Raw genomic sequence first — 15,355 nt, 5'->3', positions numbered from 1 at the left:
CACCCAGTCCCCCAGCCCCCCAGCACCCCCACTCCCCTACTCCCCTACTCCCCCACTCCCCCACTCCCAATCCCCCAGCAACAACAACGGCCACAAACCCACTCCCATCAACCAAGGGCCAGCACCCGGACTCAAAATTGGTAAAGCGATCGATACCAGCCTCAACCCCACACAACAAGCCGCCCTCTCCGACATTATCGATCGCTATGTAGCTCGCACCATCACCTCCAAACGCCAAGCCCAAGAGCATCGTCGCTATCTAGCCGATCCGCGTACCGTGTCCGGATTTACACCCTTACTTAAAGAAATGGTCTACCCGATCGTCACCGATCGCGCTCAGGGCGCGCGACTGTGGGATGAGGATGGCAATGAATATATCGATCTCACCAACGGCTTCGGGCTAAATTTCTTCGGTTGGTCGCCAGATTTTGTTACCAATGCGCTCAAAACCCAGCTCGATAAAGGGATGGCGATCGGCCCTCAGACGCCACTAGCCGGGAGAGTTGCTAAAAAAATCGCCCAATTTACCGGGATGGAGCGGGTTGCCTTTTGTAATACCGGATCGGAAGCGGTGATGGCGGCATTACGGATTGCCCGGACGGTGACTGGACGCGATCGAGTCGTTATTTTTGCGGGTTCTTATCACGGTACCTTTGATGAAGTCTTATTCCGCGCCGCGCCCGATCTGAAAACTTTACCCTCCGCACCGGGGGTGATGGCGTCCGCACTCACTAATATTTTGGTGTTGGATTATGACAATCCTCGATCGCTAGAAATCATTCGGGAATATGCCGACGATATTGCAGCGGTAATTGTCGAACCCGTCCAAAGTCGGCATCCCAACCTCCAGCCGCAAGCCTTCTTGCGATCGCTCCGCACCCTCACCGAGCAGTTGGATATCGCGCTGATTATCGATGAAGTGATTACGGGTTTTCGCGTTGCTCCTGGCGGCGCACAGGCATACTTTGGCGTCAAAGCCGATATTGCCACCTATGGCAAAGTTGTCGGCGGCGGGATGCCGATCGGGATTTTGACTGGCACGGCTAAATATATGGATGCTCTCGATGGCGGCTTCTGGCAATTTGGCGATCGCTCCATGCCAGAAGTGGGCGTGACCTTCTTTGCGGGTACATTCGTCCGGCATCCGCTGGCGCTAGCGGCTGTCGAAGCCATTTTGACCCAACTCGAAGCTGGTGGTGCCAAGCTCCATCAGACCCTCGATCGTCAAGTTACCTACCTCGTCCAACAACTCGCCCAGCACTGCGAAGCTGTCGGACTTCCACTAAATATCGAACACTTTAGCTCGTTTTTCTATCTAACCTTTCCCCCAAGCGAAAGTTATAGCAGTTTGTTGTTTTATCTCCTGCGGGAAAAAGGGATTCATATCTGGGAAAACCGACCTTGTTTCTTGACACTGGCGCACAATGACGCCGATATCGAGCAAATTCTCTGGGCGTTTAAAGTCTGCATTGCCGAATTACAATCCGGCGGCTTCCTTTCCAGCTCGGGCAATGCGATCGCCATCAATCACAATTTACCACCCCGACCGGGGGCACGACTAGGCAAAGATCAAGCGGGAAATCCAGCGTGGTTTATCACTGACCCCGATCGCGGTACTTATCTTCAGATCGACACTTTGCCTAATACCTAAATTTATTATTGATTTTTAGATTTTCTCTTGAATTTTTATAGTTATGATGGACTGCATTTCTACATCCGAATTTACAGCTCTCAATCTGCCGTTATTAAACAATGAAAATCTCTATTTGACAGGATCGATACCGATCGATTTAGCGATCGAATCTCATCTCAAAGCGATCGATTTCGATCCCTTCGTCGATGGTGAAATCTTACTAACGGCACCAGCTACTGAGTCTCAGCAAGAAATTTGGCTGGGCGTACAACTGAGCGAATCAGCTAATTTGGCGTGTATTTTATCGCAATCATTGCGATTTAACGGTCGGCTGGATGTCGAGTTGCTGCAAACTGCTTTCGATCGCTTAGTCGATCGACACGAATCGCTGCGGACGACTTTTAGCGGTGATGGGACGACGATTTTAATTGCTAAAAAAATCGATGTGCGAGTGCCAGTTATCGATTTATCAGCACTCACAGCAGCAGCACGATCGGCGGCGATCGCGACACATCAGCAGCAAGCGATGAGTCAGCCGTTTGACATTCAACATGGCCCCTTATTTCGGACGCAAATTATCAAGCTGGGCGAACGCGAACATCTGGCAATCGTCAGCGTGCATCATCTGGTGTGTGATGGTTGGTCGCTGGGAGCGATCGGCACAGATTTGGCGCAGATCTATACCGCACTGACTCGCGGTACAGCTCTCGATCTCGATCGACCCGAATATTTTAGCGAATATGCTTTCGCCGAACGAGCTAAGATCGGCAGTGCCGAGGCGATCGCTATCGAGAAATATTGGCTTGACAAATTTGCCACCATACCACCACTTACCGACTTACCTACGGATTATCCCCGCCCGCCAGTAAGAACTTTTGATTCGGCTACTGAGAATTATACTCTTACAGCCGATTTAGTCGATCGCATCGCCCGAATCGGCATCAAAAATGGCTGTAGTCTGATGACTACGCTGCTGGTGGCATATGAAGTCTGGTTGTACAAAATGACTGGTCAAACCGATCTGACTGTCGGCGTACCTACATCCGGTCAAGCGGCAACTGGTAGGTATAATTTGGTCGGGCATTGCGTCAATTTTTTACCACTGCGGAGCCAAATCGACCCAGAGTGTAAATTTAGCGATTATCTCAAAGTTAGAAATAGGTCGATTCTCGATGACTACGATCGACAAGATTTTACCTTTGGGAGTCTATTAAAAAAATTGGCGATTCCCCGCGATGCGAGTCGCATCCCGCTGATTTCGGCGGTATTTAATATCGATTTAGCGAACACCAAGCCGGAGCAGTTTGGCGATCTCGAAGTGCAAACCTGCATGAATCGTCCTGCCTTTGCCACCTTTGAACTATTCCTGAGTGCTGCCACCCAGCCCAACGGTCAGCTCGATTTAGATTGTCAGTACAATCCTAATTTATTTAGTGCGGCGACTATTCAGCGGCGATTGAGCGAATTTGAAAATTTACTCACGGCGATCGTGGAGTCAGCCGAGCGATCGATTCGGCAGTTGTCGGTGCTAAATTCAGCGCAAACACAGCAATTATTAGTGGAGTGGAATCAGACGCAAACTAACTATCCGCAAGCCAAATGTATCCATCAATTATTTGAAGAATGCGTCGCTCTCAATGGTGAAGCGATCGCCTTAAAATGCCACGATCGACAACTCACATATCATGAGTTAAATCACCGTGCCAACCAGCTTGCCAACTATCTAATCGCCCTCGGCGTCCAGCCCAACGCTCTCATCGGCATCGCGATCGAGCGGTCGATCGACACGATTGTCGGCATTTTGGGCATCCTCAAAGCTGGTGGCGCGTATCTCCCGATCGATCTCGCCGCTCCCCCCGCACGGATCGCCACGATTTTAGCTGATGCGGGAGTCGCCGTGATGTTGACGACAACAGCCGACAGCGCCAAATTACCCCCACAGCAGTTCGAGGTCATCTGCCTCGATGCCGACTGGGACAACATTGCCACCGCTAGTGCCACCAATCCCAGTCTAGTGCTGCGATCGACTAATTTGGCCTACGTGATGTATACCTCTGGCTCGACGGGCAAACCCAAAGGGGTCTGTATCCCACATCATGGCGTCGTGCGACTGGTGAAAGCGACCGACTATATCGACTTTAGTCCCGATCGGATATTTTTACAGATTGCGCCGATAGCCTTTGATGTCGCTACTTTTGAGATCTGGGGGAGCCTCCTCAATGGTGCCAAACTAGTCTTATATCCTGGTGACAAGCCCTCGCTAGCTGAATTAGGTCAACTGATCGCCCGCGAGCAAATTACGACCCTGTGGCTGACAGCAGGGCTGTTTCACCTGATGGTAGACGAACGACTGGCGGATCTCCGACCGCTGCACCAACTGATTGCTGGGGGAGATATCCTCTCTGTTCCGCACGTCCAGAAAGCACTATCGACTCTCACCAATTGTCAGTTAATTAATGGTTATGGGCCGACCGAAAGTACGACTTTTGCGAGTTGTTACAAGATCGCCAGCCTCGACCCCTTAGCGACGTCTGTTCCCATCGGCAAACCGATCGCCAATACTCAAGTGTACTTGCTCGATGCTGACTTGCAACCCGTCCCGATCGGGATTCCTGGCGAATTGTACATCGGTGGCGCTGGTTTAGCCACTGGCTACCTCAATCGCCCCGAATTAACCGCCGAAAAATTTATTCCCAACCCGTTTGCGATCGGCGAAAAGCTCTATCGCTCCGGCGATTTAGCCCGGTATCTCCCCGATGGTAATATCGAATTTTTGGGACGGATCGACAATCAAGTCAAAATTCGCGGCTTTCGGATCGAGCTGGGCGAAATTGAAGTGGTCTTGGCGCAACACCCCAGCGTGCGCGAAGCTACCGTTATCGTGCGCGAAGATCGATCTGGTGATAAACGCTTAGTTGCCTATCTGGTACCGCAGTCCCAGCAACAACCCACCGAGCGGGAACTGCGAGCCTTCCTAGAGTCCAGATTGCCAGATTATCTCATTCCCACGGCGATCGTCATGCTGACAGCCCTACCACTCACAACTAACGGCAAAGTCGATCGTCGCGCCTTGCCACAGCCAGAGACTCGCCCAGAGCCGGAAGCCAAGCTGCTAGAGCCTCGGGACGATCTAGAACGTCAGCTCACCAGCATGTGGGAGCAGGCACTCGGCGTCCACCCGATCGGGATTAGGGACAATTTCTTTGCCCTCGGCGGTCATTCCCTGATTGCCGTGCGGCTATTTGCCCAAATCGAGCAAATTTGGGGTCAAAATCTCCCCTTGGCAACTTTACTCCAAAAACAAACGATCGAGGAGCTAGCGACAGTTCTCCGTCAGGAAGCACCATCTGCTGCTTGGTCGTCACTAGTCCCGATTAGGGCGGCGACGCCGGGACACGATCGCGACATCAAATCGCCCAAACCACCGTTATTCTGCATCCATCCAGTCGGTGGCAATGTACTCGAATACTATGCCCTCGCCAATTATCTCGACCCCGACCAGCCCGTCTACGGACTCCAGTCCCAGGGACTCGACGGCAAGCCCGTATTTCGCCGCGTGGAAGAGATGGCGAGCCACTATCTCCAAGAAATTCGCACTATTCAACCCCACGGCCCGTATTTTCTGACTGGCTACTCTTTTGGTGGCTTTGTCGCCTATGAGATGGCTCAGCAATTGGCTGCCCAGGGCGAACAGACGGCACTACTGGCCCTATTAGACAGTAGTGCGCCCAATTTGCCAAACCTCCGTCCATCATTTTTCCGGGCGGTGGGAGTGCATTTAAATAATCTCTCTCAACTCACACCGCAGGAGCGATCCAGTTATATTATGGGCAGGATCGATTATCGATTGAAAGCCAATAACCAGCGCGAATTTCTAGCTCAAAGCTTGTACAAACGCGAAGATCTGACACCACAATTACTTACTGTTTTAGATGCTAATCTCGAAGCTGGCGAGGAATACGTCGCACGATTTTATCCCGGATCGTTGACGCTGTTGCGCTGCCAAGTCCAGGATCTAGAGCATTGTCTCCACGATGAATTTGGCTGGCGAGATTTGGTTGAAAATCTGGAGATCCAGCAGATCCCCGGCCCCCATTCGAGCATGTTAAAAGAGCCTCGGGTCGCTACTTTAGCCGCAAAACTCAAAGATTGTTTAGCACGATCTCAGGCGAGTATTTAATTAAATTATATGTCGCAACAACGCAAATTAATCGGTAATTCGGCATCGATGCTGCTCAATCGCCTAACTCAAGGGATTGCTACCTTTGTCTTGAGCGCGGCGATCGCGAGAACTCTAGGCGCGTATGCCTTGGGTCAATATTTACTCGCGATTAGCTACTACTATATTTTTGTCAGCATTACCTCTCAAGGTTTCAAAACCCTATTTACCCGCGAAATAGCGCGCGACCCGGATGCCACGCCTGTATATTTGGTAAGTGGTACTTTATTACAGTTGCTAGTTAGCCTAGTTGGCTACGCGGCAATGGTGGTCATTATTTATCTGTTACCATACAGCCGCGATACCTCGATCCTCTGCTGTGTCATCGGTTTTACGGCGATTCCCTTTGCACTCTCTAATATTACCGAATCAATTTTTCAAGCCCGCGAGCAAATGCACTCGATCGCGCTGGCGACAGTGCCAGTGTATATATTGCGCTTAATTGTGATGCTCTGGATGATGCAAGCCAGACATCAAATCATCGATGTCGGCATTATTTTAGTAATTTCAGAAACTCTAATTCTGGCGATCGAATGGCTGATGCTAGTCAAGATCGTCCCGCCCCAATGGCAAATCGATCGCGATTTTATGTGGAATATTATCAAAACTGCCAAAACTTTGTTTGCGACTGAAGGATTGGGAATGATCGCTGCCAAAATTGATGTCTTGATTCTTTCCTTACTCGGTAGTGAAGTCCTCATCGGTCTCTACGGCTCGGTAATGCAGCTACTTCAGCCCTATACGATCGTCTCTAATAGTCTCAATTTAGCCGCTTTTCCGCGCATGTCCAAAGCGGTCGATCTCGGGCGGGATATCCAGCGACAAGAGGCCGAAAATACGATTATTACCTTACTATGTATCGGTTTACCATTCTCGATCGGGACGATATTTTATGGCAAAGATTTATTATTACTGATTTATCAAAACCGAGATTTTTCCCAGGCAGCGGTGATTTTAAATTTAATGTGTATCTCGATGACGATCGCCACTTTTTCGCAAACCTTTGGCTATGTCTTAATTGCTAACGGCTTAGAAAAGTTTAATCTCATTGAAGTAGCAATCACGACGACAGTGGGCGGACTGTCGGGCATATTTTTTATTACCAAATATCAATTAATGGGAGCGGTATTTATGAGCTTAATCATGGCTACTACTAATTTTAGCGTCCTCGGTGCTGCCGTCCATCAACGGATCTTTCCGCTCCGCATTTTGCGGATCTTACGATTGCCGCTACTGATTAGCGGTTTGATGGCGATTGTCTTCTTGCTGCTGCAAACTATGCAGCTCAATTTCTTATTGACACTGAGCCTTGCTGTCTGTGCTTACGCTATTTTAGTTGCGGCGGTAATGGTACATGAATTAGGTGGCATAGATCGCGTCCGTCAATCGATTGTCAACTTGCGATCGTAAATTTAATCAGGCGACCTAACAATATCGAGAATTATGACCAGAATTAAAGTCGCCTTAGTACATTTTTGCTTTGAAGATTACACGATCGAACTTGCCAATAGTTTGTACGAGCTAGTCGATCTCACCTTGATTCAACCTCAAAAGGTGGCAGCATATTGTCGGAGTTCGCTCGATCCTCGGATTCGAGTCATTGAGTTTGAGAAACCTCGCATCCGCGATCCGCGTAACTTCGCCGCGATGTCAGCCTTGATGCGAATCTTGCGGGAATTGCAACCGGACGTTTTACACGTTCAAGAAACCAACGATCCGTGGTATGACTTGACCTTATTTTTCAATCGAATGCCACCGCTCGTCACCACCATTCATGATGTGTTTCGGCACCCTGGAGATCGGCAAAATATCTTTGGGGCCGATTATACTAAGCGAATTGCCTTCCATCGTTCCGATCGAGCGATCGTTCACGCTCAAGCATTAAAACAAACTCTCACTCAGCATTTTCGGGTGCCACTAGAGCGAGTTTGCGTGTTGCCACACGGCGAACTCGGGAGTCTGTATCGGCGCAGATCTACCGCCGCAACCGTCGAGCGAGAGCCGCAAACGCTATTGTTTTTTGGCAGAATCTGGCCGTATAAAGGTCTTAAATATTTGATTGCAGCACTACCGTTAATTGCGGCAAAGTTTCCTGCCGTTAAATTGATAATAGCGGGCAAAGGCGAAAATTTCGAGCAGTATTTTCCCGATGGCGTAGATCGACATCAGATCGAAATTATCGACGACTTCATTCCGCCCGAACGAGTCGCAGCGCTCTTTGAACGGAGTACGATTGCTGTCTTACCCTATATCGAATCATCCCAAAGTGGAGTAGCCACCCTCGCTTATGGTATGGGCACACTAGTCGTCGCTTCAGCCATTGGCGGGTTGACAGAGTTAATCGAATCGGGGCAAGATGGTTTGCTGGTACCCCCAGGCAATGTCGAAGCCTTAGCCGCAGCGATTATCAGGTTATTAAGCGATCGGCAGTTGCAACAGCAACTCCAAGCTGCTGCCTTTAAGCGCTGTCAGCAAGATCTAAATTGGACTAATATTGCCACTCAAACTGTCGAAATATATCATCAAGCAATTGCTGACAAATATGGTTAGCAACTGTGAGTTCGTCCTTCTAACAGCCAAAAATGAGCATCAATCCTCAAGTCTCGATCGTGATTCCTGCCTATAATACCGCTGTCTATATCGGTCGGGCAATCGAGTCGGCGTTGAAACAAACTCTGACTAATATTGAGATTATCCTCGTAGATGATGCTTCGACCGATCGCACGCTAGCAATAGCAAACAGCTTTACAGATAGACGCCTCAAAGTATTTACTAACTTTGAAAATCTGGGCGTGAGTGCGACCCGGAATTGGGCGATCTCTCAGGCTCAAGGTGAATGGATTGCGGTTTTGGATTCAGATGATTGGTATGCGCCCACCCGATTAGAACGACTCTTACAGATTGCCTCCCAACAACATGCCGATCTGATTGCTGACGATCTGTATCTAGTTTAAGATGGTGAAGACCGAGCTTGGAGTACGCTGATTACAGAAAGCGGCGAACCAATTGTTACCATTAAGCAGATCGATCCGGTCTATTTTGTCGAAACTGATGTCTATGGAGAATTGGGACTGCGACTGGGGATTTCTAAGCCGATATTCAACCGCAAATTTCTGCTCCAGCACCAGATTCGCTACGATCCAGAGATGAAGGTAGGCGAAGATTTTTGGTTGACGTTGACCTGCTTGGCTAGAGGCGGGAAATTTTTGCTAGTGCCAGAGCCTTATTATTATTATGTGGTGCGATCGAATTCCCTAGTCTATACCAGCAAATTAGCTTACCTTCATCAGAACTGTGCATCAACTTTGAATTTTATCAAGACCGAACAAATTGTCAAAAGTTTGCCGCAATTAGCTCATGCACTCACGGAAAATTATCAAACGCTACAAAGATATTTTGACTACTTCACGTTTCTAGAGCTACTTCAGCAGAGAAAGTGGCAAGCTGTAACCGCTCTATTATCTAAGCCATACATTTCGATCTATATCGCCAAAAGAATCCCCGGAATTATCCATCGCCGAATTCAATATCACTTGCTTGGCAATAAAACAGTCTATGATATTTTCCATCGAAAAAATGCTCCTCCAAAGCACGATTTTTACTCCTCACTGAAGAAAGCCTTGAGTAAATCCAGTTAAGAGCCAGCCTAATTTAATTCAGGTCGATCGCGGAGAGGATGTCTGAAAAGTCTAATTGCTGCGTTTTAAGATCTAAATCCCCCAACCCCCTTGGAAAGGGGGCTTTTAAAGTCCCCCTTTTTAAGGGGGATTTAGATCTCCGATTCACACCGAAAAGCCTTTTCAGACACCCTCTGAGGCTGATTTCAAGTCTATACTGCTACCTAGATCGACTTTTAGCAATAATTGTCAATTCATACTGCTGTCGCGGGTTTATTATTTAATATTTTTAGTAATGGTTTCTCGACGCGATCGTGAATTATACAACCAAGTGCGATACTCATGCCTACGATCGCGGTCGCCACGAGTGGCATAACGATCTGTGAATCTAGTAAGGCTGGCGCAAACTTTTCGCTAATTTTAAGATAAACTTTGGCAATTGTATTCATAAATAGCCCATGAGTTAAGTAAATGGAGTATGAAGCATTGCCAAGATAAATTATCGATGAGGGGAGCTTCAGCACAGTTTGATTTTCCACCTGTACCGATCCCACGATCAAGATCGTACAGGGAATCCCATAGGCAATAACTGGCGATAGTCCCGCGACATCGAATTGACGGTAGCCAGTATTAATAATCGCTCCAACTAGCATTGCTAACGCTAGATAAATCCACATTTTTTTGTACTCATATCGGTGCGTGGAGACGATATATGCAGCCAAACAGCCAAACACAAATTCTAAATTATGGGTGTTGAAGATAAACTCCAGCAACACCGATCCGCCTATTGGTAAGACATTGACAAGATTTAAGACAATACCAACAATCCACACGGCGAGCGGTAGTAGATAGATCTGCGGTTTACATAAAATCAGCAAACTAAAGATGGCGTAGAAGAAGATTTCATAAGTTAGCGTCCAAGCAACACCGATAAAAGGCGTGAGATTAGTTCCTGCTTGTGGCACAAGTAACACAACTTGAATGAACTGCCATAAATTCACTCCATCAAAACTACCATCGCGTTCGATCGCTAGAGAGCCAAGAATCTTGACTGCTAAAAGAATCCAATAAAAAGGATAGACTCTCAAACATCTTTTTCTAACAAAAGACTTAAACTGACTCGACTGACTCAGATCGGCTTGGTGAATATAAAAGATAATGAAGCCACTGAGCACAAAGAAAAAATCTACTCCCATCCAACCAAAATGAAACACATTAAATAAACCATCTTGCTTCAGTTCACGATCGAGGATAATATTTGCATGGTGTAGTACCACCAGTATAGATGCTATTCCTCGATACAATTGTAGCGAATTGAGCTGTTTTTTCATGTTGAGTTGTTACGCCAAGAGTAAGTCATTAGATCGATGGTAGATCGGATCTCCCATGTGCATCGTTAAGTTCACCCGAGCGGGTGCCAATCCGATCGATATCACAACATAGCAGCGATCTATATAGTATGATAGTTAAACATTTAGGTAATTATCCATTTAAGTATACATTATCTAAGTTTTATCAATTTAAAGATATCGGTATACTTAAACTATATTTTTGATATTAACTCGACTACAAATAGATTTATTACTCTATTTCAGTCATTCGATCGATTGACAAAACGCACTGCCAAGAGTTAATCGATCGAGTGTAATTTAGACCTTAGCCTGGGCGTAATAAATGGCTCATTTTCACAGCAACAAGATTAGATCGGTATCGATAGTTAATAATCTAGTTGCCACACAACACGTTCGCTGATATGAATCAACTATTAATAGTATCTGAAAAAATATTCACAATTTTTGCGTTTATTCATTACGTTGGTAGCCCCTTGATTTTGATTCTCTCTGGGGGAGTTAGTGAAGGAGATCTCCAAGACGATCCGATCGACATGCCAATTGTCAAGAACATATTTTTAATTATCTATATAATTTCATTTTTGCTACTCCTACTTAGATGGAAGCAAGTAATTCCGTCAATCTCTAGAGGTGGATGGCTGTGGCTATTATTAGGGTTGGCAATCTGCTCGATTTCTTGGTCGTTTTCACCAGATCTGACCCAAACTCGGGTAGTCGCTTTAACTGGATCGATGCTGTTTTCGCTGTACTTTGCCAGTCGATATACACTCAAGGAGCAACTATATATTTTTGGATGGGTGTTTGGGATCGGCACGATCTCCAGTCTTTTATTTGTAATTTTGCTGCCAAAGTTTGGAATTATGGGCGGTATTCATGCCGGAGCTTGGCGCGGTATTTATACTCATAAAAATGGTCTCGGTCGGACTATGCTCCTGAGTACGATCGTCTTTTTACTACTAGCACTAACGGCCAAGAAAAATCGCTGGGTATCTTGGACTTTGCTGGGGATATCATTCGCCATGCTATTGTTGTCCAAGTCATCATCGCCATTAATTAATCTGGTGGTTTTGATGAGTATCTTTTTTACGCTCCAAATCTTCCGGTGGAACTATCTATTTTTGATACCAGCACTCATCGGTCTTTTGTTAGTGGGCACGATCGGTTATTTATCGATCGCCACTAGTGCCAGCCAAATTGCTGGTGCATTTGGCAAAGATTTAACATTTACTGGACGTACTGAATTTTGGCCGCTAATCTTAGATAAAATTTGGGAGAAACCGTGGCTGGGATATGGATTCGGTGCATTTTGGCAGGGCTTGGATGGGCCGTCCGCCTACGTTTGGAATGCCTCAGCTTTTAAAGCTCCAAATGGTCACAATGGCTATTTAGATCTTTGTCTCGACCTCGGATTAGTAGGATTTGCCATCTACTCGATCGAGTTTGCTGGTAGTGTTTATAGAGCGATCGGACATATCAGATCCGTCAAGACCGCAGATGCTTTCCTGCCGATGTTATTACTGTGCTTAGTGGTTTTATCCAATCTTACCGAAAGTTCGCTGGTCTTGCAAAACAACCTTTTGTGGACGCTGCAAGTCTCAACATTTTTATCGCTGTGCTTGCCACAACTAAGCGAACGCCAACCAGTGTTCGAGTAGCAGATCCTAATTTCTCATCTAAAATCATTTTTACGCATCTCAATCAATCAGCTATGTCATCAATTATCGATCGCCAAAAATCCATTATTAAAGTATTAATGTTTGGGACTGGCTTTAGTATTCAGGGGGGAATTACTTCAGTCGAACAACTGATTATGAACAATCCGAGTGAAAAAGTGCGGATCGAGCATGTGCCGACGATCGTGCGGGGAACTGTGAGCGAGAATATTCTGGTATTTGCTAGATCGATCCAGCGGTTAGTTTGGAAAATTTTCACAAAAGACGTAGATGTCATTCACATTCATTTTGCCGAACGTGGGAGTATGCTCAGGAAATCGATTTTAATCTCGATCGGATTATTACTTAGGCAATCGATTATTTTGCACGCTCATGGCGCAACCTTCCAAGAATTTTATGCCGGATTACCACAGCTCGCGCAGAAGATTGTGAAATTTTTGATTCGGAGCTGTAGCAAGATTATTGTCTTGTCCGAGAGTTGGCAAAAATATTATTCGAGCCAATTCGATCTAGCTCCAGGGCAAGCTGTTATTTTATATAACCCCGTCGAAATTCCAGTTTCCATCCCCAATCGCTTAGGACGCCAGCAGTTAAAGTTAGTATTTCTGGGCAGAATTGGCAAACGTGGTGGCGCACTAGATCTAGCCAAATCGCTGATCTCTTTCCCCAAACAGGACAAAGGTGCCTTCGACCTGATTGAAGCCTTTGCCGCACTGCCAGCCACCAGTCGCCAACACACAGAGCTAGTCTTAGCTGGTAATGGCGATCTCGCAGCCGCCAATCAACTAATTACTAGCTTGGGACTTGAGGATAAGATTTCCATTCTCACCTGGTTGAATCCCAAACAACGGGATAAATTATTAGCTAGTGCCGATGCCTTTATCCTCCCCTCGTATCATGAAGGGCTACCCATGTCGATGTTGGAATCGATGGCGTGGGGACTGCCAGTTATCGTCACGCCAGTGGGTGGGATTCCTGAAGTAATTCGTGATGGTGGTAATGGTCTATTAGTCGAGCCAGGTCATCGGGAGCAATTAGTCCAGGCGATGACCCAACTGATCGAGGATGAAGCTTTAAGATTGTCACTAGGACTCGCCGCACGGCAAAGTATCGCGCATTACGACATCCGCAATTACATGGACTCATTAGTGAGTCTGTATGTCTCCGTTGCGAACCAGTCTGCTGAGATTGATGGCACCATTCAAATTCCTTCGTCCTCTCAAAATGAAATCTCACGTTGATATGAAACCACAGCAGGAACTACCCCCGCTCGAACATCGCCAGATCGTGGGTATGCGTGTCGATGCAACTAACTACGCCGATGCCACCGCCCGCATCATCACTTGGGCGCACGCCAAAGTCGGGAAACGCGTCTGCGCGGCGAACGTTCATATGACGATGGAGACTCATGACGATCCCACCTTCGCCCAAGTTGTCAATCAAGCCGATTTAGTGACCCCAGATGGAATGCCGCTAGTCTGGGGATTACGCGCACTGGGGATCGAAAGCGCAACTAGAGTATGCGGCCCCGCGCTAACTTTGACCGTCTGTGAAGCTGCTGCTGCTGCAAATCTCCCGATCGCGTTGTATGGTGGTACTGCTGAAAGTTTAGTTGCTTTTACAGCTTTTTTAGTCCAAAAATTTCCGGCGATTCAGATTGTCTGTCAGATTTCACCACCTTTTCGAGCGTTAACGCCAGCCGAAGATAACGACTACACTCAGCAAATAGTGGCATCGGGAGCACAAATTTTGTTTGTTGGCATCGGCTGTCCCCGCCAAGAAATCTGGATGGCGGCACATCAAGCCCAAATTCCCGCCGTGATGCTCGGCGTCGGTGCGGCGTTTAACTTCTATTCTGGACGCGTCAAGCAGGCACCGCTATGGATGCAGCAAATTGGGCTGGAGTGGTTATTTCGCCTGTTGATGGAACCAAGACGCCTCTGGAAGCGTTATTTCAAACAAAATCCCCGATTTGTGGTCTTATTTCTCAAACAATTATTATTCAAACGGTAGATAACCACATGGCTAAAATTCACCGCAGCTACCGATTATCGAGACGACAAACCTTACGCATTGGGGTTGGCGCTCTGAGTGCTTTGGTAATTACGGCATTAGGCAAATTTAAGGTCTTGAGTTATTTGATTTATCCAATGACCATCGACCAAAAACTGCAAAGTAGCCAACGCCGCAGTTTTCGGGTCGTCGGTAAAAATTCACTCAAACAGCGAGCGCGAGCTAAAGGATTAATTTACGGCGCGCTGCCACATATCGATAGCCCTATTTTCGATCCGAATCCACAACTAAAATCGACATTCGTACGGGAATTTGACCTGGTAGTTGCGGGTTTTTATTGGAGTGTGACGCGGCCGACTGTCGATACTTTTAATTTTAAAGAAACCGATTATTTTGCCAAATTTGCCGCCAAAAATAAACTATTACTGCGCGGACATCCATTGATCTGGTCTTTGGCGATACCTGACTGGCTCCCCGCGACACTGACTAAAGAGAATGCCAAGAAAATCTTCACCAATCATATTGAAACTGTCGTCAAACTTTACAAGGGGAAAATGCACTCCTGGGACGTAGTAAATGAGGCAATTAATGTCAAAGACGGTCGATCTGATGGTCTGAGAAAAAGTGTCTGGTTAGATGTTTTAGGCCCAGATTATATTGAAATGGCTTTTCGGATTGCCGCGCGTACCGATCCAAAAGCTTTATTGGTATATAACGAGGGCGAACTAGAATATAACGAAGAGCATCAACAGGGCGTTCTCAAATTATTAGAGCGGCTCAAAGCTAAAGGTACTCCCGTTGCTGCCCTCGGCGTGCAATCTCACCTCTGGGGCAATCGGTTCGATCTA

Annotated in this window: 11 protein-coding genes; 10 read left to right on the top strand and 1 reads right to left on the bottom strand. The window is 47.0% G+C overall.

Translation table 11 applies throughout. The annotated features are described in order from the left end of the window. The 6 genes from RMO52_RS19860 to RMO52_RS19835 form a co-directional block, all read left to right on the top strand. Positions 1–1,651, top strand: a 1,651-nt coding sequence (locus RMO52_RS19860; protein WP_310417722.1) for an aminotransferase class III-fold pyridoxal phosphate-dependent enzyme, incomplete at its 5' end; no start/stop codon positions are given. Between the two features lie 43 nt (positions 1,652–1,694). Next, the gene (locus RMO52_RS19855) at positions 1,695–5,813 is read left to right on the top strand and encodes an amino acid adenylation domain-containing protein (RefSeq protein WP_310417719.1); all 4,119 of its coding nucleotides are present in this window, start codon (positions 1,695–1,697) and stop codon (positions 5,811–5,813) included. Positions 5,814–5,822: 9 nt separating this feature from the next. After that, positions 5,823–7,262 carry an oligosaccharide flippase family protein gene (locus RMO52_RS19850; protein ID WP_310417716.1) on the top strand — a complete coding sequence of 480 codons (1,440 nt, stop codon included), beginning with the start codon at positions 5,823–5,825 and terminating at the stop codon, positions 7,260–7,262. Positions 7,263–7,295: 33 nt separating this feature from the next. After that, the gene (locus tag RMO52_RS19845) at positions 7,296–8,402 is read left to right on the top strand and encodes a glycosyltransferase family 4 protein (protein ID WP_310417712.1); all 1,107 of its coding nucleotides are present in this window, start codon (positions 7,296–7,298) and stop codon (positions 8,400–8,402) included. A gap of 32 nt (positions 8,403–8,434) precedes the next feature. Then, on the top strand, positions 8,435–8,806 hold the full coding sequence (locus RMO52_RS19840) for a glycosyltransferase family 2 protein (protein WP_310417709.1): 372 nt from the start codon (positions 8,435–8,437) through the stop codon (positions 8,804–8,806). Between the two features lie 111 nt (positions 8,807–8,917). Continuing rightward, positions 8,918–9,490: a hypothetical protein gene (locus RMO52_RS19835; RefSeq protein ID WP_310417705.1), complete on the top strand. Its 573-nt coding sequence runs from the start codon at positions 8,918–8,920 to the stop codon at positions 9,488–9,490. Positions 9,491–9,723: 233 nt separating this feature from the next. On the opposite strand, the gene RMO52_RS19830 is transcribed toward RMO52_RS19835, so the two are convergent. Further along, complete coding sequence (locus tag RMO52_RS19830) at positions 9,724–10,800, bottom strand: acyltransferase (protein ID WP_310417702.1); 1,077 nt, start codon at positions 10,798–10,800, stop codon at positions 9,724–9,726. A gap of 422 nt (positions 10,801–11,222) precedes the next feature. Here RMO52_RS19830 and RMO52_RS19825 point away from each other — a divergent pair, with 422 nt between their 5' ends. From RMO52_RS19825 to RMO52_RS19810, 4 genes are all read left to right on the top strand, one after another. Beyond that, positions 11,223–12,476, top strand: coding sequence for an O-antigen ligase family protein (locus RMO52_RS19825; protein ID WP_310417699.1), 1,254 nt, complete (start codon positions 11,223–11,225; stop codon positions 12,474–12,476). A gap of 53 nt (positions 12,477–12,529) precedes the next feature. Beyond that, positions 12,530–13,735 (top strand): glycosyltransferase family 4 protein, encoded by a 1,206-nt coding sequence (locus RMO52_RS19820; protein WP_310417695.1) that lies wholly within the window; start codon positions 12,530–12,532, stop codon positions 13,733–13,735. After that, on the top strand, positions 13,719–14,507 hold the full coding sequence (locus RMO52_RS19815; RefSeq protein ID WP_309741840.1) for a WecB/TagA/CpsF family glycosyltransferase: 789 nt from the start codon (positions 13,719–13,721) through the stop codon (positions 14,505–14,507). Before RMO52_RS19820 ends, RMO52_RS19815 begins: the two co-directional genes overlap by 17 nt. A gap of 8 nt (positions 14,508–14,515) precedes the next feature. Next, positions 14,516–15,355, top strand: an 840-nt coding sequence (locus RMO52_RS19810) for an endo-1,4-beta-xylanase (protein WP_310417692.1), incomplete at its 3' end; no start/stop codon positions are given.

Source organism: Chamaesiphon sp. OTE_8_metabat_110 (genome assembly GCF_031382685.1).
Taxonomy (GTDB): domain Bacteria; phylum Cyanobacteriota; class Cyanobacteriia; order Cyanobacteriales; family Chamaesiphonaceae; genus Chamaesiphon.
The sequence above is the reverse complement of the archived record's forward strand: the minus strand, read 5'-3'. Positions and strand labels throughout refer to the sequence as shown.

What these genes read in the sequence shown, in the direction of transcription:
- RMO52_RS19855 (WP_310417719.1), top strand. Translation starts at nt 1,695, where the DNA reads ATGATGGACTGCATTTCTACATCCGAATTTACAGCTCTCAATCTGCCG.
- RMO52_RS19850 (WP_310417716.1), top strand. Translation starts at nt 5,823, where the DNA reads ATGTCGCAACAACGCAAATTAATCGGTAATTCGGCATCGATGCTGCTC.
- RMO52_RS19845 (WP_310417712.1), top strand. Translation starts at nt 7,296, where the DNA reads ATGACCAGAATTAAAGTCGCCTTAGTACATTTTTGCTTTGAAGATTAC.
- RMO52_RS19840 (WP_310417709.1), top strand. Translation starts at nt 8,435, where the DNA reads ATGAGCATCAATCCTCAAGTCTCGATCGTGATTCCTGCCTATAATACC.
- RMO52_RS19830 (WP_310417702.1), bottom strand. Translation starts at nt 10,800, where the DNA reads ATGAAAAAACAGCTCAATTCGCTACAATTGTATCGAGGAATAGCATCT.
- RMO52_RS19825 (WP_310417699.1), top strand. Translation starts at nt 11,223, where the DNA reads ATGAATCAACTATTAATAGTATCTGAAAAAATATTCACAATTTTTGCG.
- RMO52_RS19820 (WP_310417695.1), top strand. Translation starts at nt 12,530, where the DNA reads ATGTCATCAATTATCGATCGCCAAAAATCCATTATTAAAGTATTAATG.
- RMO52_RS19815 (WP_309741840.1), top strand. Translation starts at nt 13,719, where the DNA reads ATGAAATCTCACGTTGATATGAAACCACAGCAGGAACTACCCCCGCTC.